This window comes from Aliivibrio fischeri ATCC 7744 = JCM 18803 = DSM 507 (assembly GCF_023983475.1).
Classification (GTDB): domain Bacteria; phylum Pseudomonadota; class Gammaproteobacteria; order Enterobacterales; family Vibrionaceae; genus Aliivibrio; species Aliivibrio fischeri.
Genome location: NZ_CP092712.1, coordinates 180,562 through 203,409 on the forward strand (window position 1 = coordinate 180,562; position 22,848 = coordinate 203,409).

Below are 22,848 nucleotides of genomic sequence, written 5' to 3' on the forward strand. Positions count from 1 at the left end.
GAGATAAGGATGAAATGTGAAAGTTTAGCTGTTTGGAAAAGAGCTTGTCGTTTATCGTGTAGTATTTATGAGTTAACTTCAGATATTAAAGATTACGGCTTTAGAGACCAGATTACTCGGTCAGGATTATCGATACCTTCCAATATAGCAGAAGGAGAAGAACGCGAAAGTGGTAAAGAAAAAGCTCGATTTTTAAATTATTCTCAAGGCTCTGCGGCAGAATTGATTACTCAGATTTTTATCGGTATTGAAATTGGCTATATTAGAAAAGAGGAAGGATTGTTACTCATTCAGGAGGCAAGAGAGATCCTAGCAATTCTATCCAAACTAGCAAAACTGAAAAGCAAATAAAATAAATGTTGTATGCTGCACTACTTTGGTTTTTGATCTTCCTGAAACCTGAAACCTGAAACCTGAAACCTCTGAATTCTGCAAGTGAAGCGATCTGAACTCTTCATCCCCATTAACATTTCCGATATACTTCAACCTCGACATTACTCAAGTCAAACTATTAGCATAAGGCGCACGCTTCCATGAAAACAAAAGATAGAATCATTCACGGTGCCTTAACCCTCTTTAATGAAAACGGTGAGCGCAGCGTAACAACCAACCATATTGCAGCGCATCTTGAGATAAGCCCGGGTAATCTGTATTACCACTTCCGTAATAAAGAAGAGATCATCAGCGGCATCTTTGATAATTACGCAAAAGAGCTGAAAACTCGATTCCAACCAATGGCAGAAGATCAACAATCAAACATGCCAAGCGTTCAGGTTATGCTGAGTTATTTAGATTCAATCTTTGAATTGATGTGGAACTACCGTTTTTTCTACGCCAACTTACCTGATATTTTAAGTCGTGATGATGCATTAAAGCTGAAATACACCAAAGCTCAGCAAGCGTTAAATGAAAACTTAATTGCGATAATGCACAGTTTTCGTGATTCTGGGTTAATTGATCTTGAAGATGATGAACTGCAAGCATTAACGAAAACTCTGCACTTAGTTGCATCATGTTGGATAAATTATCAAACCGCTTTATTGTCAGATAATGAAATTACCGAAGCGGTGATCTATCAAGGCATGTTACAGATGCTGAATGTTGTAAGACCAATGGCAACAGAGCAGGGCAGAAAGCAGATATTAGAGTTAGAAGAGCATTATAAGGGCAGGTTATAGAGCGATTCGTTCCGAGGGACGAGTAAAAGATTAAGAGCTTAGGATTCAGATCGGTCGCAAGCTCCCTTGCAGGGTTCAGAGGTATTAACTGTAACCTATATACTTAAAGTTACCACCTCTGTACTTTTTCTGCTCTTCCTGCTCTTACTCGTCCCTAGTCCCTTATCCCTCACCCCCTCAAAGTCCTTTTCTCGTAAACCACGGCGAACGCTCATCCGTCAACTCATACAACTCATGCTGCTTATTCAACATTTGACCGCCATCGCGAGTCAGAGGTTGCCAGTTAAAGTTTGCACGGTTCTTACTTGGTTTCACCGTCATAATGTCGAAAGGAATCGAGAGATAGAATCCTTTGGTGTAGCTGCCTTCACCAAACTCTTCAGCAGATAAATCCGTAAAGCTTGCGTAAGCACCAGCAATCACACCTGAATCGAATTGTTTCGAGAAATCAATGCGAGTTCCTTTATCGCCAGCTAAGAACTGACCAACACCCACTTTAAGTAAGGTGTTCTTCAAGAAAGACCATTGAGGGGCATAATAAGCGGTCGCAAACCCAGTCACTCCACTAGAAACCACAGTATAGTCACGTCCATAATCACCGCCTTCTTGATGATCTTGTTCGTAGAACCCAAACCAATCACCAGGTGTACGCTGTTTAATATACGTCGCATCAACACCAAATGCCCAATTCGAGTTTAATGGGCGGTACATCACTTCTGAGCCAATACCGCCAAACATACTTTCTAGATAACCAGCGTACATTTGGCTATAAAAGCCAGCGCCATATTCTTCAAACCAGGTTAATTGCAGATTATTCATACGAACTGGGTTTTCATGAACATAAGCACGGAACATAGTACGAACACGAGGAACCGACGTACCATCAGGAGGTGTGATGTAATTAAACTTATCGTAGTTATCAAACAGATTAAAATACAAACTGCCCGAAGCCTGAACCTTGTCAGTTAACCACACCGAACCTGCGGTATTAATACCAACCGCATAAAGATAAAAGCTTTCAGCACTACCAATAGATTGAGATAAAGTAGGAGAAACAGAGTAATCCCAGCGCTCTAAATTATCACTTTTAAGCGAATGTTCTGATGGCGAATAAGTCACTTCATCAGTTTGACTTGCATCAGCTACCTTGGCATCAAAATATTCATTATTAGCCACCTTTTTATATTGAGCCGCATCAATCAGCGTTTCAGAAACAGGCATAGACTGATTGGTTTCAATAATTCGGTACGTAGAAATCGTCTCAGGTACATGATTTGCAAAAATACGTGAAGCACGATCATGCGCCTCATCGCTATCACGATATTTCGTTTGGGTCGCAACAAGAGTGATAGAATCATCGTCGGCATAAATTCGGTTATCTTCATAACCGGCGTTGCCATTCAGTTGTTGGTTAACTCGTTGCCAATCCACGTCATCAATTGATTGATTGCTTGATTCGTCATAAGCCGTAATAGGTTCATCACGCCAAATCGCTTTCATATCATTAAAATTAGTAGTTAGGTTCACACCAAGGGTTAAGGTATCACCACGTTGATAACTGACTTTAATATCGCCCCAATCTCCTAGGCCATATAACACACCAAAGTTCCAAGGGGTGTGTTGTGTCATGTCCACTTTGCCACGAGTGACAGGGAAGTCTTGGCTATAATCGTTACTGTCGTATTCCACTTTAAAACGAAGTGGCTGATAAGGCGTTTGGTACTCGATACCACCATAAATGGCTGCAGGGCCTTTAAACCAACGTTCAAAATCAACACTGCCGCCTTTGCCTTTGTAATCACTTTGGCGAGAGCAGAATTTGTCCGAAGCTTTGCAAAAAGGGTTAGTAATATTGCCACTTTGTCCTAAGTAGCCCCAACCCATACCAAGGGTAACATCAAGATTACCAAAGCGTTTGGTTGCCGCCACGAACTCGCCATCAAACAGCCCAGTACCACCAAAATCACGAACCCCAACAGAGGTCTCTGGTAACCACTTACTCTCTTCAAGTAAACGAATTTTAAAATCGATGCCTTTATCCGTGTATTTTGTTCTGCCACTAAAACTTTCATCGCTGCTATAAAGTAAATCTTGAACCAAGGTGTAGCGGATAGTGGTTTCTAACCACGGCATGACTTGCAAAGAAACGTTGTAGTGGTGGTATTCATTATTAATGCTTGCACCAATATTAAATTCCCCCTCAGGAGCCATACGGCCAGAAGGCATTTGCATTAGACCAACACCACCAAAATCTGTTTGAGATGGGGTTAAAACTACTGGGTCAAAAACGGTGTTACTGACTTTGTTTACAACAAACTGATCTGCAGCAAAGGTTGAATAAGGCAAAGCAGAAGCAATAACCCCCGCAATAAGAGATAAAGAAAACTTTGGAGTCATCATAAATTACAGCGCCTTATTACGAAGCAGTTGAACAATTGAAGTGTTTAAAGATGAAAAACCACTTGGTAATCCGCCAAGAGGAATATACACCGATGCCCCCGGAGCTAAATAAGCGGGTTTGTTTTGCCATACTGAAAACTCAGTGGTTTGAACCACACCATCAGGCTGAATGACATAAATCGTAGAAGTATCAGCAGTAGAAGAAAGAGGGAGTGAGTCTAAATAGTCATCAATGCTTGCGTGTTCAATAAAAGGGACTGAAATGCTGCTTTCTGAATCAATCGCACCAAAAAAAGAAACAGAGGTAGGGCGAGGGTGCACAAAAAGCTGATAATCAGCATTAAGTATAGGGTTCAGTTTTTCATTAATTCGGATTAAATCGAGATCAAGTGGTGAAAAAATACGGCCCACAAAAGTGTGATGCTCTAACTGTGAAATGATCTGCGTCGCAGAACGCTTAAATTCATTGTTTGCAGAAAAAAGTGATGTCTCTCGAGAAAGTGAAGATAGCTGCTCAATTGAGTTATTTCGAAGATTATCGATATCTTTTTGTAACTGTTTATCACTTAGCACTGCCCCAAGAGAATGAAAATTCACTTGAGCATTTGCATCTAAAATGACTTGATCAAGTCTTACTGGTTGCGAGTAATTTAGCACCAAATTTTGATTAGGTAATGTGACCGATACCGCTTGTGTCGAGCTAGCATAAGTGACTGTTGATGTAGATAAAAGCAAAGAAAAAACGAATGAAGAAAGAAAATGCATGACGGTTCCTTTAAATACTAATTAATTGGATTTAACGAGCTTACAAAGCAAAAGGCTTCAGTATCGTCATTTCAATATCACCAATATCAGGACCTAAATATTGGTGGGTTTTTACTACATTAAATTGCTCATCTAACCAGTATTGGTTTGTAAAAGAATAATCAAGAGAAGGGATAGATATTACCTCAACAACTTCTGTTACATCTTTATTCCAAACTGTTGTTTCTATAGTGGATTTTCCTCTTAATACCGGGGTGATATTTGCTTTATAGTTAAATAAATAATGATCATTTAACATCCAATCATAGTGTGCAGACCAAGTGGTTTGATTTTTTGAAATAGACGCTAGAGAAGGCAAAGAGGAAGAAGAAATGGGAGTGATATTGGATAGGTTCGCTTCAGCCAACCCCAATGTTTTAACAATGCGTCCCCCCTCAGTCACTATCATCGCTTTATCTGAAGAAAGCCATTTTAATTGCATCGCCCCAGTCTCAGGGTTCTTCTCTGCAAACGCCAACACCATAAACAGGTTAGCGCCACCATTAATGCGAACAAAGCTGCTGGCATAAGGCAATTCGATAATCTTCTGCTTTGATAAAACCACGTCATCGGCACCAAAAAACGCTTCATCTAACGTTGCGTTTACGTCATTAAATTTTTGAGTACAGGCAGAAAGCAGAAAGATAGAGAGAAAAGTAACAAGGGATTTAAACACAATAAACTCTTTATTTATAAATAGTTAGGTTTGTTTAGAGGGAAAGGCATAAGTAAAAAGGGACGAAAGTGAGAGCCTAGAATCTAGTTCCTCATCCCTCGTCCCCTGTATCTGAAACTAAAATTAATTAGTAGTTACAGATGTTGTTGTTGCGTCTGAGCCTGAATCAGCAACAGCTACAACTGCAACAGCAGCAGCAACACCTACAGCGATAGCCGTAGTTGTAGCAGCACCAGCTGCAGCAGCAGAAGCGCCAGCAGTACCAGCAGCAGAGCCAGAAGTTGAAGCTGCAGCTGTTGTTGTTGCTTCAGCAGCAGCAAATGCAGATCCAGCCGTCATCGCTAACATAAGAGCAATAGCAGTCTTTTTCATAAGTTACCTTACAATTTTTACATATATTGGTGAATATTTACTCACTTATTGAGCAAACATCGTGCACGGTATCATATGAAGTTCCATATGGTAAACATAAAAATCATTCTGTAGATGATTAATGAATGATCATAAATTTAATAAATCTCACAAATGAAGCATCTTTTGTTGCTATTGATAGAATTATCTATTGCATTTTTTTGTAGCGTATGGTTATCGAGTGTGTATAATGCCGCCACAATAAATGAATATTAATTCAATAAAGAAATTAGTGAACAGATTGGTGTTTTTGTTATGGGTTTAATGACTCATTCATCAGTGTTTCGCTCCTCTATTAATATCATTGCCAATAAATGGTTAATCGTTCAATTTTTATGGTTTTCCATTAACAAATAATATTGCGCAGAGTGGGAAAGTGCTTAACAACCTCTGGGCGGTAGCATGCTTGAATTTTGTCATCTTAAGTTGAAATTATGTTTATGAGTAAAACACATCGTTCTTTGGCTTCTGCTCTACTTTTGGTTATGTTGAGTGGTTGTACTGTTTTCCCTGGTTCGCACATCTCGACATCAGATAAAAACAAAGTGGAAGAAGAACAGAGTGAAGATAATCAAAATGCTTACTCTTCAGACATTAATGTGTATGAGCTAACGCCACAAAAAGTAGCGGATTACCAAGTTAAGCAAGCATCAGCTCAAGCAAATTTAGAACTTGAAGAGCAAGTAGCAAGTTACGAATACCGTGTTGGCCCTGGCGATATTTTAAACGTCACCATTTGGGATCATCCTGAGTTAACTATCCCTGCTGGCTCATACCGTAGTTCAAGTGAATCAGGTAACTGGGTTCATGCTGATGGCACCATCTTTTACCCTTACATCGGTACGGTAGAAGTGGAAGGCAAAACCGTTCGTGAAATCAGAACGGAAATTGCTCAAAAATTAAGAAAGTTTATTGAAAGCCCACAAGTGGACGTTAACGTAGCGGCGTTTCGTTCTAAAAAAGCTTACGTAACCGGTGAAGTAGATAAACCAGGTCAACAAGCCATTACCAATATTCCATTAACTTTGCTAGATGCGGTTAACCGCTCGGGTGGATTAGGTGAAGATGCGGATTGGCGAAACGTGACATTAACTCGTAACGGCAAAGAAGAAACTTTATCTCTTTATGCACTAATGCAGCGTGGTGATTTAACCCAAAACCGTTTATTGCAATCTGGCGATATTATTCATGTTCCTCGTAATGACACTCAAAAAGTATTTGTGATGGGTGAAGTGAAAGACCCGAAACTACTTAAAATGGATCGTTCAGGCATGAGCCTAACCGAAGCGTTAAGCAGTGTAGGTGGCATTAATGAATTATCAGCTGATGCTACAGGGGTTTTTGTTATTCGTTCATCAAGCCCAGATAAAAAACAAGAAAGCATGGCGGATATTTATCAGTTAAATATTAAAGATGCTTCTGCACTTATCATTGGTACTGAGTTTGATTTAAAACCTTACGATATCGTTTATGTTACTGCAGCGCCAATTACTCGTTGGAACCGTTTGATCATGCAACTTATGCCAACCATTACAGGCTTTAATGAGTTGACAGAAGGGGCGTTACGAGTGAAGAACTGGCCTTAAATGGTTAAAGGGACTAGGAAGAGCAGGGACTAGGGGCTAGTAAGAGCAAAAGAAAAGCAGAGACTAGTAAAAGCAGGGACTAGTAAGGGCAAAAGCAAAGATAAAAAAGCTCACTAGGATCTAGGAAAAGCAAAATAGATTTAAATAATTAAGGCTTCAAAAATAGACCTTAATTAACAATAAAATAATAAGAAACAAAAAAGCACAATAATCACGGATGATTAGATATGCGATTTAAAGAACTGGATGTATGGAAGAGAAGTTTTAAAGTATCGGTTTATATTTGTAAATCAATGAGATCTTGTAAAGATCTTGGCTTTAAAGACCAAATCTGTCGCTCATCAGTTTCTGTACCATCGAATATCGCAGAAGGATCAGAAAGAGGCTCAAATAAAGATAATATTCGCTTTCTTTTCTATGCAAAAGGCTCGTGCGCAGAGTTATTAACTCAAGTTTTACTCGCAACAGAAATTGGCTATTTAAAAAAAGATGAAGTCAGTAATCTGATTATTGAATTAGAAGAAATCAATAAAATGATTGCTGGCTACATTAGATACTTACAGAGAACTAGGGGCTAGTAAATGCTAGCTTAAAGGGACGAGTATAAGCATTTTAAGCTCTTACTCGCCCCTTAAACCTAGTCCCTCGACTCTAATCAAAACGGATAGATTGGCTACTATCACGTAAATTGCACTTCAGCACTTACTCGCCTCTAAAGTCTATCCTTTAAGATTAATATTTAAACAAGACGGATAGATTGACTCTCTATAGCGCAAATTGCTTCTACGCTTTTGCTCTGTCTAGTCCTTAAAATCTAATCCCTCATTTCTAATTTCAAAATTCAAATCAAGACGGATAGGTCTAAATCAGATGTAAGGCATTTTAAGCACTTACTCGCCCCTAAAACCTAGTCCCTCGAAACTATCAATTCATGTTCAATAAAATCTTAGTTGTCTGTGTCGGCAATATTTGCCGTTCTCCAACAGGCGAGCATATCTTAAAACAACTTCTTCCTAACAAAACAGTAGATTCTGCTGGTGTTGCGGTTGAAAAAAGTCGCTTAACTGGTAAAGCGGCGGATGCCATGGCTACCGAAGTGGCGGCAGAACATGGCATTAGCCTTGAGTCACACCAGGCACGACAACTAACCAGTGACGTTTGTCGAGAATATGACTTAATTCTTGTGATGGAATCTGGCCATAAAGAAGCCGTGACCAATTTAGCGCCAGAAGCACGAAGTAAAACCATGTTATTTGGTCAATGGATAGGCCAACAAGATATTCCAGATCCATACCGCCAAAGCCGTGAAGCCTTTGACCATGCCTATGGATTAATAGAAAAAGCAGCTCAAGAGTGGGCGAACAAGTTATAGATGTGGTTTTGAGGAACTAGGAACGAGAATTTAGGTACGAGTTAAGTTTTAGGTGCTAAGGACGAGAACTTAGGAATGAGTAATGCTTTTACTGCTCTTACTTATCCCTTGACCCTAGTCCCTTGATATTAATAATCTTTTACTGCTCTTACTCGTCCCTTGAACCTAGTCCCTAGCTTTTATAAATCTTTTACTGCTCTTACTCGTCCCTTGACCCTAGTCCCTAACTCTTATAAATCTTTTACTAGCTCCTAGTCCCTAAAACTAGTCCCTAACTAAAGCAACATATTGGAACGTCCATGTCACAAGCAATCAACTCTACCCGTGATACCTCTACCTCTGATGAAATCGATTTAGCAAAACTGTTTGGTCAGCTAATTGATGGTCGTTGGCTTATTCTTTCTATTACCACTTTATTTGCCATTGCGGGTATTGCGTTCGCACTTTTATCGACACCCATTTATAAAGCCGATGCCCTTGTTCAAGTAGAGCAAAAAAGCAATGGGGGTATGTCAGCACTTGTGGGTGATATGGGGGAAATGTTCGCCTCTGAATCATCATCAACCACTGAAATTGAGATCATTAAATCACGTATGATCTTAGGTGATACTGTCGATGCCTTGAACTTAACAACCATCGCCTCTCCACAATACATGCCTATTATTGGCAAAGGATTGTCTCGTTTAATGGGTGAAGAGAAAGCGATTAAAGTCAGTCGCTTTGATATTCCTAGATACGTAGATAAGCCTAACTTTACTCTAGTTTTAGATAACGCCGAACAAGGCACTTATACCTTATTCGATGAACAAGAGCGAAAAATCTTAACAGGTAAAGTGGGTGTACTTGCAGATAAAAACGATTACCGCGTATTTGTAATGCAACTTGAAGGCAACACGGGCGATGTATTTGATGTTTCTAAAATTTCTCGTTTTGATGCAATTTTAAATTTACAACAATCTTTATCTATTAGTGAAAAAGGTAAGCAATCCGGTGTATTACAGTTTTCTCTAGAAGGTGAAAATAAAGCACAAATTGAAGCGATTATTAACGACGTAAGTCAAAATTACTTTTTACAAAACATTGCTCGTAACAGTGCAGAAGCAGAGCAAAGTCTTGAATTCTTGCAAGCGCAACTTCCTGCAATTAAAGATAAACTGACAATTTCTGAAAATGTATTAAATGATTTCAGATTAGAGAATAAATCCGTTGATTTAAGCTTAGAAGCCCGCTCAGCTTTGGATACTATGGTAACACTTGAAGCGCAATTAAATGAACTGACTTTTAAAGAGAGTGAAATTAGCCAACGTTTTACTAAAGATCACCCAGCTTACAAATCTTTATTAGATAAACGCAAAGTTTTACTTAGCGAAAAAGAACGTTTAAACGGACAAGTGCAAAAGCTACCAAAAACCCAACGTGAAGTGCTGCGCATGCAGCGTGATGTAGAGCTAAACCAAGAGATCTACATTCAACTACTAAACAAAACCCAAGAATTAAACATAGTGAAAGCCGGTACTGTAGGTAATGTGCGCATTTTAGATACTGCGCAGGCTTATACCTATGCCGTAAAACCGAAAAAGCCGTTAATTGTGGTATTAGCAACTTTATTAGGTGGCATGTTAAGTGTGGCAATAGTGCTACTAAAAGCGGCATTCCACCGTGGGGTAGAAAACCCAGATGAGATTGAAGCGTTAGGGATCCCTGTTTATGCCAGCATTCCAAAATCAAACTGGCAAGAAAAGCTGGATATTCGCTACAACAAAAAGAAAGTGAAACATTTAGAGACGCTATTAGCAGAATCAAACCCTGCCGATTTATCCATTGAAGCACTGCGTGGCCTGCGTACCAGCATGCACTTTGCCATGATGGAAGCCAAAAACAACGTAGTGATGATCACCGGTCCTGCGCCGAACATTGGTAAATCTTTTGTTGCTGTGAACTTTGCGGCGGTTATTGCCAAAACAGGTCAAAAAGTATTGGTAGTGGATGCCGACATGCGTAAAGGCTATATGCAGCGTTACTTTGGTATGAAGTGGGATAACGGCTTATCAGATTACTTATCAGGTAAATTGAGTTTAGAACAATCCATTCAAAAATCAGAAGTGCCAAATCTAGATGTAATAACCCGTGGGCAAGTGCCACCAAACCCATCTGAACTATTAATGACGAAACGTTTTAGTGATTTTATTGATTGGGCTTCAGAAAATTACGATTTAGTGTTGATTGATACACCACCAGTATTGGCAGTAACTGACCCAAGTATTGTAGGAGCACTGGCAGGCACAACATTAATGGTGGGACGCTTTGACCAAACGTCAGTTAAAGAAATTGATGTTGCAAGGCATAGATTTGAGCAAGCAGGTATAGAGGTGAAAGGCTTTATCTTGAATGCGGTGGAGAAGAAAGCAAGTAATGCATATGGTTATGGGTATTATAATTATTCGTATGAGAGCAAATAGATGGAAACATTAATTAACCTTTGTAATTTAAATTGTATTCCATACAAAGAAAAACATAGAATAAAGTATGAAACATATTTTAAGATGGGGGGGATAGTTAATCTTCTAATATCTCCCGTAAATATAAAGCAGTTAGCTGATGTTGTATCAGAGGCAAAGAAAAGAAATATTAAATACAAGTTAATAGGCTTCTCTTCAAACTTATTAATATTAGATAGTGTTGAGTATGGTGTTTTTATTTCCACTAAAAATGTAACTTGCATTAATGAAGAATGTAACAGAATTGATGTTTCTTCGGGATATTCATTATCTGAATTGGTACGTCTTATGCTACTTAGAGGTGTTAGCGGATATGAAGGTTTAGAGGGTATTCCTGGAAGTATCGGTGGTGCTGTTGTTATGAATGCTGGAGCATACGGCTATGAAATATCGGATAAAATAATTGATGTGACGTTTGTAGACTCTGTTGGTCGAGTTAGAACTAAACCAAGAGAGTATTTTGATTTTAGATTTAGAACATCTATTTTCAAAACGAATACTGATCTTTGTATATTAAGTGTTGGTTTTGATTTGGAAAATGAAAACGGATTATCTAAAAGTGAAATTGCAAATAAAATAGAAGTTTTTCATATTGCTAGACATTCATATCAGGAGTTTTCTTATCCTAATTTAGGAAGCATGTTTTCGACTCGTCAGGATATGTATCGGGAGATTCTTAGGCATGGGGTAAAACAAAAGTTTTCTTATTGGTTTTTAAAGTTATTAATTAAGAATCCGCTAGTCAAGAGATTCAATAGAAAAAAACCAACAAATAATATATTCAATAAATTAATATTTAATTTTTACGAAGTTGATTACCCTGTATCACATAAGAGCATAAATATTTTAATTAATAATGGTGATGTTACAGATGTTGATATTTTAAAGCATATGAAGAATATGCAACGTTTATATAAAGAAAATACATGCATTGAAAATGAAATTTGTATTGAAAATGCAATTATAATTCCGGAAGATATTAAGAGTTACATAAGTTAATGCTAAGTAAAATAAGCTTATCAACAACCATTATTTTATTTTTTTTCGCGTTTATTCCGTCTTTTATATTTGTGGTTTTTAATCAAAGTTCAATAACTCTAGGTATTATGATTTCAATTTTTTTTGTATCGTTATATCAGGCTGTAATAGGAGAATTCAAATTTAATTATAGGGTTTTAGTTCTATCTTTATGGATCATGATATGGTTATTCATAACATCATATAGTAACATTATGACTAACCCGACTAAAGTTGGATTATCTGTTTTTTTTGTATTTTTATATTTAAATTTTGCTTATCAGTTATCTATACAAATAAAAAAAAATGATTCGAAAGACTTTTTTCACATTACAGTAGTTTTGTGTAGAGTTTTATTATTTATAGGTATTGTTTCATTGTTTTTTAAGTTGGATGTTTTAGGATATTCAGCTTATTCTAAATCCATTTTTACATTTTATGAGCCAAGTCATTATGCTTTGGTATTAGTTGCATTTTTAATGCCTTCTTTTTATATCGTATCGTATAAAGAAAAGTTGTTATATTTTTTTATTTTACTGTGCTTTGGATTGGTATTTCCAAGCGTTATTATTTTAATTGTTGCATTTTTATCTGCATTTTCAATTTTGAATAAGCGTATATTTCTGCTATCTGTCATTGGTGCTGTATTAGGCTTTTTAATGATAACTCCTCAAACTGAACAATTATTGTATTTTTATGAACGTCTTAATTTTTCTGAGAATACAAGTAATTTGACAGCATTGGTGTATATGCAAGGGTGGTATGATGCATATTATTCCTTTATTGAGACTACGGGTATTGGTCTTGGTTTTCAGATGGCGGGTGAAAATACAGAAACTTGGATAAATTATCGTATTTATGATTTGTCTGGCGGTTATATGAATAGAAATGATGGTAGTTTTACAGCATCAAAGTTAATCAGTGAGTTCGGTGTGTTAGGTGTTTTTTTTGTCTTATCATATTTAATAGTTTTTATTAAATCTATTAGAGCCATTAAAAATGGAATTAGAAATAAAAATATTGACTTTAGTATGATATCTAATTTCTTTATAATTAGCTACGTTATTGAGATGTTTTTCCGAAGTGCTGGGTATTTTACGATAGGAACTTTAATGCTATTTGTTGGTATAATGCTTAGGTACTTTGGTAATGCTCAAATCAATAATTAAAATTTTTTCATCTAGTATGCTTGGTGCTTTTTTTGCATTTTTAGTGCAGGTCATTAATGCAAATAATATGTCTGTAAGTGATTACGGAATATTGAGTTCTAGTTTAGCTTTATGTGCTATGTTGATACCTCTTGTTGGCCTAGGTTTTGAACAGTACATATATAAATATTCTGCTGAAAATAATTTCCTAATTGAACCATTAATTTATCCAGTGATTAAATATTTTTTTATTACTTGTATTTTGTCATTTGCTATTTTTTTTACTTTAAATTCTAACAAAGATACTTATCTGTTAGTTGTTATACTAATTAGTCAGTTTTTATTAAATATATTATTGTGTGTTTATCAAATAAATGGAAACTATAATAAGTATTCTCTGGTAAGCCTTCTTCAAGGGTTGAGTCGAATATCTTGTATATCGATTGGTATATACTTTTTTGGTTTTTATAGAGTGTTAGATATATCTCTAATGTATTTTCTTTCTTCAACTATTACTATGGTTATTTGTTTAGCTATTTTGTTGAATTTTTATTGTTTTTCTAAAAGTGATAAAAATGTAACCTTACGTGAACTAGTAGTTTGCTCTGTACCATTTGGTGTAGGAACTTTAAGTCATATTGTATATTCTCAAAGTAATGTTTTTTTATTAGAAAAGTTTGATTCTTCCTTTAGTGCAGGATTATATTCAGCAGCTTATTTATTTTTAATAGTAGCATATTTAGTGCCAACAATAATTTTTCAACGTTATTTAATTCCAAAACTTCATATATGGATGAGTAATGGAGATGATCTTAAGGAGCTCTATAGAGCTGGAAATACTGTTTTATTGATACTTGGAGTTAGCGTCAGTATCTTATTTTATCTTTTGTCAGATATCCTAGTAGATATTATTTTTGGTAAAGGCTATGAAGAGGCCGCTAATATTTTATCATTGCTTTCCATATCTATTTTATGTAGGTATTTTTCTTCAAATTCAGCTTCATATCTATTTACTAATAATTACATAAATGTGAAAAATAAAATGATGCTTTTCACTATGACTATTAATGTGGTTCTTTCTATATTTTTCATTAATAAATTTGGGCTATATGGTGCTGTGTATTCTACATTGATATCTGAAATTACAATTGCAACTCTATATGTGGTTTATGTTAAACAAAATATATTTTGTGAGTTATCTATAAGTAATATGTTGTCGATAAAAAAGGAAGATTTTTATTTTTTATTTAAGGTTAAATGATGAATGTTGGAATTATTACTATCCATAATGTAAGTAATTATGGGGCTGTTCTTCAAGCTTATGCTTTGAAAGAGCTAATTAAAACAAAATATGATGTGAGTATTATTGATTATGACAATCGTCATGTTTCAAAAAGTTTGGATTATGTTCGTTTTGGAGCAAGTGTTCATTCTTGTTTAGGGACGGTTAAAGATATTTGCCGAATCATTCCTAGAATACGCGTTATTCCTAAGTTTAAAAATTTTATAAATGAACAGATGGATATCGTTCCTTACAATACAGATCAAGTAGGTTCGTTTGATGTATTAATTTCTGGTAGTGATCAAATTTGGAATCCTGCTTGTGTTTCTCAAGATAAAAAGTTTATTCCGGAATACTTCCTTTCATTTTCAGAGCCAAATCAAAAGAAAATAGCTTACGCATCAAGTTGTGGTGCTTATGAATACTCTTCTGCTGAAGAAACAGTCTTGGGTGATTATCTTGGTTCCTACGATGCGTTATCAACTCGTGAGAACAAGGCTAGTAAGTTTTTATCTTCAGTAACTGGACGTGAAGTGAAGCACGTTTTAGATCCTACACTTTTACTACAAAAAGATGAATGGCTTGATCGTCTTGGGGATAATAATTTTCGCGAAGGTGAATATATTCTCTTATATGTAATTAAGAAGACGCTTTTACTGAAAAAGGTGATCAATAAGTTAAAGCAAGAGCTTAACGTAAAAGTTATCTTATGTGAGCAAGGTCTTCACTTTGATAATGTTGTAGATGAGCACATAAGAGATGCTGGTCCGAGAGATTTTATTAGCTTATTTAATAATGCAAAGTTTGTAGTAACTGATTCATTTCATGGTACTACATTTTCACTTATCTTTAACAAACCGTTTTTCTCTATTTCTCCTGGGGCGAATGTAAACCGTATTAGTAGTTTACTTGAAGTTGTGGGTTTAGATTCACGAGTTATTCATAATGAAAATTCATTGAAATCTATTAACTCAAGTCACTATGTTTTAGATTTTACGGAGGCAAATGAGCGTTTAGAAGCTGAAAGACAAAAATCAAAGGATTATTTGTTCTCAAGTTTAGAGATGTAGGATGATGCGTGTCTTTGTAAGCGCAACTTCTATTGTTAGTGGTGGTGCTCTCAATATTTTGAAGCAGTTTATATTAAACTGTAAACCAAGTGTTGATTTTATCATCGCTATCAATAGCAAGCTTGAGCTAGAACCCGAATATACAAATAAAACAAATATATCTTTTGTTAAGGTTGTCGAAAATAGTCGCTTGGAGCGCGTTAAATGGGATTTTTGGAAGGCAAAGAAAAAAATTTCAAAGCTAAAAGGTAACGTTAGTTTAGTTATTTCTTTGCAAAATACTACTTTGAATGTAGGTGACATACGTCAGATGGTTTATGTTCACCAAGGATTATTTTTACATGAAAAGTCTTGGAACCCATTTGTAGCTAGTGAGCGCAAGTATGCATTCTACAAGTATATTTATCCTAGATTTATTTTTGCATTTTCAAAGCCAACTACACAGTTTATTGTTCAAACTGAGTGGATGAGAAATGCATTAATTAATAAGTATAGAGTCCCAAATTCTAACGTGTTTAACTTTAAGCCAGAAATTGTTCCTTGGTCAGATAAAGAATTACTTTCAGTGGATAATAATAGTAACGAAGAGTTAACTTTATTTTATCCAGCTACAGGTGAAGTGTTTAAAAACCACTTGTTACTTTTAGAATCCATTAAAACGTTGCATTATAAATACCTTTCTTTAGGTAACAGTTTGAATTTAAAGTTAATATTAACTATTGATGTAAACCTAGAAGCTAATGAACACATTCATAATTATCTTAAAGAGAATCCTAACATAAGGCAGTTCTGTGAGTTCACTGGGCCAATTTCTTACGAGCAGGTCAAAAGATACTATGACTCATGTGATGTAGTTACTTTTTCAAGCTCTATAGAGTCCTTTGGTTTACCTTTATTGGAAGCTGCAATGCTTGGTAAACATGTACTTTCTTTGGATACAAGCTTTGCAAAAGAGGTTTTAGAAGGCTATGAAGGCGTTGATTTCATAGGGGATGATCCTAGCTTATGGGCTGAATATTTGAATCGACTATTAGAAAGCGATAATAGTCATAACCCACAATTCGTTCCAAAGTATCAAACGAGTTGGCACGATTTCTTTGAATTAATGTAGAAAAATTAATATGTTTAAAAATAAAGTTTTGCTAATTACAGGTGGTACAGGCTCTTTTGGTAATGCTGTCCTACGTCGTTTCTTAAATACAGATATCGGTGAGATTCGGATTTTTTCTCGAGATGAGAAAAAACAAGACGATATGCGTAAAATTTTCCAGTCTGATAAACTGAAATTTTATATTGGCGATGTTCGCGACCCTCAAAGTGTATCTAATGCAATGCGTGGTGTTGATTATGTATATCATGCAGCAGCTCTGAAACAAGTACCCTCTTGTGAGTTCTACCCCCTAGAAGCGGTTAAAACAAATGTCTTAGGTACAGAGAATGTTTTAGAGGCTGCTATCAATCACGGAGTTGAACGAGTCGTTTGTTTAAGTACAGATAAGGCAGTTTATCCAATTAATGCTATGGGTATTTCTAAAGCGATGATGGAAAAAGTCATTGTGGCTAAGAGTCGTAACCTTGAGCATACGAATACTACAATTTGTGGTACTAGATACGGTAATGTTATGGCTTCTCGTGGATCTGTGATTCCTCTATTTATCCGTCAAGTAGTTACTGGTGATCCAATTACTATTACTGATCCAAATATGACTCGATTTATGATGACATTAGATGATGCTGTTGATTTGGTTCTTCATGCTTTTAATAATGGTTCAAATGGCGATATTTTCGTGCAAAAGGCTCCGGCAGCGACAATTGAAGTGCTTGTTCAGTCTATTTTAGAAATAATGGGTAAACCTGAACATCCTGTTAATATAATTGGAACTCGTCATGGTGAGAAACAATATGAAGCATTGTGTAGTAGGGAGGAAATGTTCGTAGCAGAAGACCAAGGTAATTTCTACCGTGTTCCATCCGATAACCGTGACCTTAATTATTCGAAATACTTTGAGGAAGGAGAGAAAGATTTATCTTTAATTGAAGATTATAACTCTCATAATACAGAGCGTTTAAACGTTGAAGGGATGAAAGAACTGCTTCGAAAACTCGATTTTATCCGCGATATTGAAGCTGGTAATGTTGTTGTTCCTGAGGGAGTGTAACGTGAAAGTTATTGTTATCGGCGCAACAGGAATGTTGGGTTATAGTATATTTTCTAATTTGTCTGATTCAACCGAACTTGATGTTTTTGGTACTGTTAGAAGTGTTCATGGGTTGGAGAAGTATTTTCCTTCTATGGACAAGTTGATTTATGGTGTTGACATCAAGAAATTTGAAACTCTTGAAACAGTTCTTGAAAAAATGAGATTTGATGTCGTTATTAATTGTATCGGTTTAATAAAGCAGCATGATGTAGCTAAGCAACATGTAGAAGCGATAGAAATTAATGCATTGCTACCACATAAAATTGCTCAGCTATGTGATCGCGTTGGTGCTAGATTAATTCATTTTTCTACAGATTGTGTGTTTGATGGTAAAGCTGGTAATTATTTAGAGACCGACTTGCCAACGGCAACAGATTTATATGGTAAATCTAAATGCCTTGGTGAAGTGGATTATGGCCAACATATTACTTTGCGAACATCGATTATCGGTCATGAGCTAAAATCTTCTGTTAGCTTAATTGATTGGTTTCTAAATCAAAAAGGCTTTGTGAGAGGTTTCTCGAAAGCTGTCTTCTCTGGTCTGCCAACTGCCTATGTTGCAAAGGTTCTTGAGGATTATGTACTCCCTAATCCATCTCTTTCTGGTCTGTATCAATTATCTGTAGATCCTATTGATAAGTTCTCTTTGATCTCAAAAGTTGCTGATGTCTACAATAAGCAGATTGAAATAGAAAGGTTTGAAGACTTTGTGATAGATCGTTCCCTTAATTCAATAAAGTTTCGTGAAAAGACAGGATTCGTACCACCAAGTTGGGACGAGTTGGTAGCATTCATGCACAGTGATTACAGTAAGAGATATAACTATGAGTAAATTAAAAGTAGTAACCGTCGTAGGCACGCGACCAGAAATCATTCGTCTTTCACGTACAATCGCTAAGTTGGATGAATACACTGATCATACCTTAGTTCATACTGGTCAAAATTATGACTATGAATTGAATCAAATTTTTTTTGATGATCTTGGTATTCGTTCTCCTGATGTGTTTTTAGAATGTGCTGGTGGCACTGCAGCTGAAACTATGGCTCAGGTTATTAGTAAATCAGATAAGATGTTTGAAGAAATTAATCCTGAAGCTATATTGATCCTAGGTGATACTAATAGTGCCCTGTCTGCTATCTCAGCTAAGCGTAAAAAGATTCCTATTTTCCATATGGAAGCGGGTAATCGATGTTTTGATTTACGTGTTCCAGAAGAGATAAACCGAAAAATTGTCGACCATATTTCTGATGTAAACATGCCATACAGCGACATTGCTCGTGACTATCTGTTACGTGAGGGGATTAGTCCTGATTTCATCGTTAAAACAGGTAGTCCGATGGATGAAGTATTAAATTACTACGAAGAAAAAATCTCACAATCAGATGTGTTAGAACGCCTAGAGCTGACTAGTGAAGGTTATTTTTTAGTGAGCGTACACCGCGAAGAAAACGTCGATTCTGAGCGAAATATTAACAATTATGTTTTAGCGTTAAATACGATTGCTGAAAAGTACTATCTACCTATTATTGTTTCTACTCACCCAAGAACAAGGAAGAAGATCGAGCTATTAAACTTACAGTTTCACCCTTTAGTACGTTTGATGAAGCCTCTAGGCTTTAGTGATTACATTCGTTTACAGAAAGAGGCGAAGGTGGTTCTTAGTGATAGCGGTACGATTACTGAAGAATCTTCAATTTTGAACTTCCCTGCGATTAATATCCGTGAAGCGCAAGAAAGACCAGAAGGGTTTGAAGAAGGTGCAGTTATGTTTACGGGAATGAGTGTCGATCGTATTCTACAAGCGATTGAAATATTGGATGATCAGCCAAGAAATGAAACTCGTTTGTTGAATAAAGTAACTGACTATATTGCACCAAACGTCTCTGATAAAGTACTTCGTACAATTCTAAGTTACACCGATTATGTCAATCGTGTTGTCTGGAAGAAATAGTAATGCACTTAGCGTTAATTATAGATGATTACCTGCCGCACAGCACTCGTGTGGCAGCTAAAATGTTTCATGAACTTGCTGTAGAATTACTAGAGCAAGGACATTACGTGACAATTATTACACCTCACTTTGATAAAAATGAGCCAGCACTTATTGAAGAAAAATTAGATGGTGTTGTTATTTGGCGCTTTCTTTCTGGTCAAATCAAAGATGTGCCGAAGGTCAAACGAGCGATCAACGAAACATTGCTCTCCCATAGAGCTTGGAGTGCAATTCAAGGTAAAGTCGATAAAGATACATTTGATGGAGTTGTTTACTATTCTCCATCAATTTTCTTTGGGTCATTAGTATCAAAACTGAAAAATCGCTGCCAGTGCAATAGTTATCTCATTTTGCGTGATTTCTTTCCTCAATGGGCTATTGATTCTGGCTTAATGAAAGAGGGGTCGTTAATTGAGCGCTACTTTCGCTTTTTTGAAACTATCTCTTATCGTAATGCCGATATTATAGGCGTTATGTCGGAGAAAAATTTAGAAATATTTAATCGAAATACTAACAATAGATTCCCTACAACTATATTACGCAACTGGGCTAATCTGTCGCCTCATTGTCCTTCAGATACTGTAAGGAACTTGAGAGAAAAATTGGGATTAAATGATGAGGTTATCTACTTTTATGGCGGTAATATTGGTCATGCTCAGGATATGGCGAACTTGATACGCTTGGCTAAAAATATGCAATGTTTTGATAAGGTGCATTTTATTTTTTTAGGGCAAGGTGATGAAGTTAAATTAATTAATGACTTAATTAAAAAATGGGCATTGACCAATTGTTCATACCTTCCTTCCGTATCACAGCAGGAGTTCAAAGATATTTTGGCTCAAGTTGATGTAGGGCTATTTTCTTTATCGGCTAAGCATAGTGCTCATAACTTCCCCGGCAAATTATTAGGATATATGGTTCAATCATTGCCAATTCTAGGTAGTGTAAATAAAGGAAATGACCTAATGGGTTTAGTTAATATTAATCAAGCAGGATTGATTAGTGTTAATGGTGAAGATGATGTTTTTTTTGAGAATGCAAGTAAATTACAAAATGATATAGAATTACGGAAGAGTATTGGAGATTCAGGTTATAAGTTATTAAAAAAAGAATTTTCAGTGGTAAATATAGCGTCTTCTATCGTTGATTCTTTAAAAAAAAGTTAGCAGTTTAGTCGCTCTAATGAAAAATATAGTTAACTATAAAGAATATTATTGGTGCAATTGTAGAGGCGAATACTACTCGTAAAGATTTTATTGCAGACAGCATTTTAAAGCGTAATCCAAAACGTGTGGGTATCTATCGTTTAGTGATGAAATCAGGCTCTGATAACTTCCGTGCATCAAGCATTCAAGGTGTGATGAAGCGCTTAAAAGCGAAGGGCATTGAGGTTGTGGTTTATGAGCCTGTTCTGCAAGAGAAAGAATTCTTCAACTCTTTGGTGATAACCGATTTAAACGAATTTAAATCAACTTGTGATGTGATTGTGTCTAACCGTATGGACCAAGAATTATCAGATGTAGAGGCAAAAGTATATACTCGCGATTTATTTGGTTCTGATTAATTATTCATTTTATTAATAGTTAATGTCGGATAACTATTGATAATTTGCTCTATTTTTGTACAATACCGCACGTTGTTTTTCTTTGGCTAAAAAACAAACGTGGCTCGTGTTTTATTTGTATCGTTACATTGATAACTGAATAAAATGCGAGCAAATAGACCACGTAGCAACTGCGTGGTTTTATGCAATACCCATCTATATATAATTAAAAGATAACTACATTCCTAAAAGGAAGTTTATTCATGATAAACGCATATCTGTTTGTGTTTCTCGTCTCATTTATCAGTTTATTTATTATGCGCAAAGTGGCTAAGCGCATTGGCTTGGTAGATAAACCTAATGAGCGAAAGCATCATAAAGGAGTCATTCCATTAATTGGTGGTATTTCTATATTCACTACATTATGTATTGGTTTGCTTCTTTTCCTCCCTGTTACTGAAACTCTGCTTATGTATTTGGCATGTGCAGCGGTATTAGTGGTGCTAGGGGCCTTTGATGATTACTTTGATGTGTCATTTAAAATTAGGTTAATTGTTCAAACTGGCATTTCTCTTGTTATCATTTTTGCTGGCGGACACAGTTTACATAATTTAGGTTTCTTAATGGGCAGTGAGACCATCATGTTGTCTTCTGCGGTAAGTGGTTTTATTACCATTTTAGGTGTGATAGGGGCGATTAATGCCTTTAATATGGTTGATGGTATTGATGGCTTATTAGGTGGGTTAGCATCGGTTACTTTTGCTGCGCTCGCTACCGTGTTCTATTACAGTGGTAATGATTACCTTGCTCATGTGTGCGGGTTAATCGTTATTGCTATGGTGCCATACATTATGCTTAACCTTGGTTTTCCTTTGGGGCGTCGCTTTAAAGTCTTTATGGGTGATGCCGGCAGTATGTTTATTGGCTTTACGGTGGTTTGGATGCTTATTCGTGGTTCACAAGAGCCAGCCGTTATTGCATTTAAACCGGTAACCGCATTATGGTTAATTGCAATTCCTCTTATGGATATGGCAACCATTATGATCCGTCGTGTTCGTAAGGGCCAATCTCCATTCAAACCTGATCGTGAGCATTTACATCATATTTGCCAGCGTTTGGGTTTATCTTCTTATATGACGCTTTTCTTAATTTGTACCGTTGCTTTAATTTGCGCTTTCTTCGGCATTTGGGCTGATTTAAATGGCATGAGTGAGTCGGTCATGTTCTTTAGTTTCTTAGCTTTATTTGGCGTGTACTTTATGACTATCAGCTACATCTGGCGTATCACAACATTTGTGCATAAGCTGTTTGGTAAGCGCATGTCGGTACAGCTTCAAGCTGAGATAAGCAAATAATGGCGTTTTGTTAAATATATAGATAATCAATACACAAAAGCGGATATAACTTAAGGTTGTATCCGCTTTTTTTGTTTTATACTCTTTAGGTGCTAGGTGCTAGGTGCTAGGTGCTAGGTGCTAGGTGCTAGGTGCTAGGTGCTAGGTGCTAGGTGCTAGGTGCTAGGTGCTAGGTGCTAGGTGCTGCTCTCTCTTTAGCTCAGTCCTTGCTTTTACTAGCCCCTTAACTCTCGTCCCTGCTCTTACTGGTTCCTTATTTCTGCTCTTACTTTTCCCTAGTTCCTGCTTTTACTCGTTCCTTAGCTCTCATCTC

20 protein-coding genes and 1 pseudogene are annotated in these 22,848 nt (G+C 36.4%); 17 read left to right on the forward strand and 4 right to left on the reverse strand.

Annotation, left to right across the window (positions count from 1 at the left end; all coding sequences use genetic code 11):
• The first annotated feature begins 9 nt into the window (after positions 1-9).
• Positions 10-351, forward strand: coding sequence for a four helix bundle protein (locus AVFI_RS00780; RefSeq protein WP_054775430.1), 342 nt, complete (start codon positions 10-12; stop codon positions 349-351).
• Between the two features lie 182 nt (positions 352-533).
• A complete protein-coding gene (locus AVFI_RS00785) occupies positions 534-1,178 on the forward strand; it encodes a TetR/AcrR family transcriptional regulator (RefSeq protein ID WP_005417082.1) in 645 nt (214 codons plus the stop codon).
• 177 nt (positions 1,179-1,355) lie between these two features.
• Here AVFI_RS00785 and AVFI_RS00790 read toward each other — a convergent pair whose 3' ends face one another.
• The 4 genes from AVFI_RS00790 to AVFI_RS00805 form a co-directional block, all read right to left on the reverse strand.
• Complete coding sequence (locus tag AVFI_RS00790) at positions 1,356-3,578, reverse strand: YjbH domain-containing protein (protein WP_054775431.1); 2,223 nt, start codon at positions 3,576-3,578, stop codon at positions 1,356-1,358.
• Positions 3,579-3,581: 3 nt separating this feature from the next.
• Positions 3,582-4,343, reverse strand: coding sequence for a capsule biosynthesis GfcC D2 domain-containing protein (locus AVFI_RS00795; protein WP_188863305.1), 762 nt, complete (start codon positions 4,341-4,343; stop codon positions 3,582-3,584).
• 40 nt (positions 4,344-4,383) lie between these two features.
• Positions 4,384-5,058: a YjbF family lipoprotein gene (locus tag AVFI_RS00800; RefSeq protein WP_188863304.1), complete on the reverse strand. Its 675-nt coding sequence runs from the start codon at positions 5,056-5,058 to the stop codon at positions 4,384-4,386.
• A gap of 123 nt (positions 5,059-5,181) precedes the next feature.
• The gene (locus AVFI_RS00805; RefSeq protein ID WP_054775432.1) at positions 5,182-5,430 is read right to left on the reverse strand and encodes a hypothetical protein; all 249 of its coding nucleotides are present in this window, start codon (positions 5,428-5,430) and stop codon (positions 5,182-5,184) included.
• A 479-nt stretch (positions 5,431-5,909) separates the two neighbouring features.
• On the opposite strand from AVFI_RS00805, the gene AVFI_RS00810 reads away from it, so the two are divergent.
• From AVFI_RS00810 to wecA, 15 genes and pseudogenes are all read left to right on the forward strand, one after another.
• Positions 5,910-7,055 (forward strand): polysaccharide export protein, encoded by a 1,146-nt coding sequence (locus AVFI_RS00810; RefSeq protein WP_456356049.1) that lies wholly within the window; start codon positions 5,910-5,912, stop codon positions 7,053-7,055.
• Positions 7,056-7,282: 227 nt separating this feature from the next.
• Positions 7,283-7,633, forward strand: coding sequence for a four helix bundle protein (locus AVFI_RS00815; protein ID WP_011261019.1), 351 nt, complete (start codon positions 7,283-7,285; stop codon positions 7,631-7,633).
• A gap of 353 nt (positions 7,634-7,986) precedes the next feature.
• Complete coding sequence (locus tag AVFI_RS00820; protein WP_188863303.1) at positions 7,987-8,427, forward strand: arsenate reductase/protein-tyrosine-phosphatase family protein; 441 nt, start codon at positions 7,987-7,989, stop codon at positions 8,425-8,427.
• A gap of 299 nt (positions 8,428-8,726) precedes the next feature.
• On the forward strand, positions 8,727-10,886 hold the full coding sequence (locus AVFI_RS00825; protein WP_188863302.1) for a polysaccharide biosynthesis tyrosine autokinase: 2,160 nt from the start codon (positions 8,727-8,729) through the stop codon (positions 10,884-10,886).
• Positions 10,887-11,924 (forward strand): FAD-binding protein, encoded by a 1,038-nt coding sequence (locus tag AVFI_RS00830; protein WP_188863301.1) that lies wholly within the window; start codon positions 10,887-10,889, stop codon positions 11,922-11,924.
• Between the two features lie 233 nt (positions 11,925-12,157).
• The gene (locus tag AVFI_RS00835; RefSeq protein ID WP_188863300.1) at positions 12,158-13,111 is read left to right on the forward strand and encodes a hypothetical protein; all 954 of its coding nucleotides are present in this window, start codon (positions 12,158-12,160) and stop codon (positions 13,109-13,111) included.
• Complete coding sequence (locus AVFI_RS00840) at positions 13,092-14,351, forward strand: oligosaccharide flippase family protein (RefSeq protein ID WP_188863299.1); 1,260 nt, start codon at positions 13,092-13,094, stop codon at positions 14,349-14,351. Before AVFI_RS00835 ends, AVFI_RS00840 begins: the two co-directional genes overlap by 20 nt.
• Entirely contained in the window at positions 14,351-15,442 is a 1,092-nt protein-coding gene (locus AVFI_RS00845) for a polysaccharide pyruvyl transferase family protein (RefSeq protein WP_188863298.1), read from the forward strand. The genes AVFI_RS00840 and AVFI_RS00845 overlap by 1 nt, the downstream gene beginning before the upstream one ends.
• A 1-nt stretch (position 15,443) precedes the next feature.
• Entirely contained in the window at positions 15,444-16,553 is a 1,110-nt protein-coding gene (locus AVFI_RS00850; protein ID WP_188863297.1) for a glycosyltransferase, read from the forward strand.
• 10 nt (positions 16,554-16,563) lie between these two features.
• Complete coding sequence (locus tag AVFI_RS00855; protein ID WP_188863296.1) at positions 16,564-17,601, forward strand: polysaccharide biosynthesis protein; 1,038 nt, start codon at positions 16,564-16,566, stop codon at positions 17,599-17,601.
• A gap of 1 nt (position 17,602) precedes the next feature.
• Positions 17,603-18,475: a dTDP-4-dehydrorhamnose reductase family protein gene (locus AVFI_RS00860; protein WP_188863295.1), complete on the forward strand. Its 873-nt coding sequence runs from the start codon at positions 17,603-17,605 to the stop codon at positions 18,473-18,475.
• Entirely contained in the window at positions 18,468-19,595 is a 1,128-nt protein-coding gene (wecB, locus tag AVFI_RS00865) for a non-hydrolyzing UDP-N-acetylglucosamine 2-epimerase (RefSeq protein ID WP_188863294.1), read from the forward strand. The genes AVFI_RS00860 and wecB overlap by 8 nt, the downstream gene beginning before the upstream one ends.
• 2 nt (positions 19,596-19,597) lie before the next feature.
• The gene (locus tag AVFI_RS00870; protein ID WP_188863293.1) at positions 19,598-20,803 is read left to right on the forward strand and encodes a glycosyltransferase family 4 protein; all 1,206 of its coding nucleotides are present in this window, start codon (positions 19,598-19,600) and stop codon (positions 20,801-20,803) included.
• A 41-nt stretch (positions 20,804-20,844) separates the two neighbouring features.
• A pseudogene (locus tag AVFI_RS00875) lies at positions 20,845-21,201 on the forward strand (UDP binding domain-containing protein); the annotation flags it as partial.
• Positions 21,202-21,443: 242 nt separating this feature from the next.
• On the forward strand, positions 21,444-22,535 hold the full coding sequence (gene wecA / locus AVFI_RS00880) for a UDP-N-acetylglucosamine--undecaprenyl-phosphate N-acetylglucosaminephosphotransferase (RefSeq protein ID WP_054775442.1): 1,092 nt from the start codon (positions 21,444-21,446) through the stop codon (positions 22,533-22,535).
• Positions 22,536-22,848: the final 313 nt, after the last annotated feature.

Bases quoted from the DNA above. Each gene is read 5' to 3' on its own strand.
- AVFI_RS00810 (WP_456356049.1), top strand. From the start codon at position 5,910: ATGAGTAAAACACATCGTTCTTTGGCTTCTGCTCTACTTTTGGTTATG.
- AVFI_RS00870 (WP_188863293.1), top strand. From the start codon at position 19,598: ATGCACTTAGCGTTAATTATAGATGATTACCTGCCGCACAGCACTCGT.
- wecB (WP_188863294.1), top strand. From the start codon at position 18,468: ATGAGTAAATTAAAAGTAGTAACCGTCGTAGGCACGCGACCAGAAATC.
- AVFI_RS00840 (WP_188863299.1), top strand. From the start codon at position 13,092: ATGCTCAAATCAATAATTAAAATTTTTTCATCTAGTATGCTTGGTGCT.
- AVFI_RS00795 (WP_188863305.1), bottom strand. From the start codon at position 4,343: ATGCATTTTCTTTCTTCATTCGTTTTTTCTTTGCTTTTATCTACATCA.
- AVFI_RS00790 (WP_054775431.1), bottom strand. From the start codon at position 3,578: ATGATGACTCCAAAGTTTTCTTTATCTCTTATTGCGGGGGTTATTGCT.
- AVFI_RS00820 (WP_188863303.1), top strand. From the start codon at position 7,987: ATGTTCAATAAAATCTTAGTTGTCTGTGTCGGCAATATTTGCCGTTCT.
- AVFI_RS00855 (WP_188863296.1), top strand. From the start codon at position 16,564: ATGTTTAAAAATAAAGTTTTGCTAATTACAGGTGGTACAGGCTCTTTT.
- AVFI_RS00785 (WP_005417082.1), top strand. From the start codon at position 534: ATGAAAACAAAAGATAGAATCATTCACGGTGCCTTAACCCTCTTTAAT.
- AVFI_RS00780 (WP_054775430.1), top strand. From the start codon at position 10: ATGAAATGTGAAAGTTTAGCTGTTTGGAAAAGAGCTTGTCGTTTATCG.
- AVFI_RS00850 (WP_188863297.1), top strand. From the start codon at position 15,444: ATGATGCGTGTCTTTGTAAGCGCAACTTCTATTGTTAGTGGTGGTGCT.
- AVFI_RS00845 (WP_188863298.1), top strand. From the start codon at position 14,351: ATGAATGTTGGAATTATTACTATCCATAATGTAAGTAATTATGGGGCT.
- AVFI_RS00835 (WP_188863300.1), top strand. From the start codon at position 12,158: ATGACTAACCCGACTAAAGTTGGATTATCTGTTTTTTTTGTATTTTTA.
- AVFI_RS00805 (WP_054775432.1), bottom strand. From the start codon at position 5,430: ATGAAAAAGACTGCTATTGCTCTTATGTTAGCGATGACGGCTGGATCT.
- AVFI_RS00825 (WP_188863302.1), top strand. From the start codon at position 8,727: ATGTCACAAGCAATCAACTCTACCCGTGATACCTCTACCTCTGATGAA.
- wecA (WP_054775442.1), top strand. From the start codon at position 21,444: ATGATAAACGCATATCTGTTTGTGTTTCTCGTCTCATTTATCAGTTTA.
- AVFI_RS00815 (WP_011261019.1), top strand. From the start codon at position 7,283: ATGCGATTTAAAGAACTGGATGTATGGAAGAGAAGTTTTAAAGTATCG.
- AVFI_RS00830 (WP_188863301.1), top strand. From the start codon at position 10,887: ATGGAAACATTAATTAACCTTTGTAATTTAAATTGTATTCCATACAAA.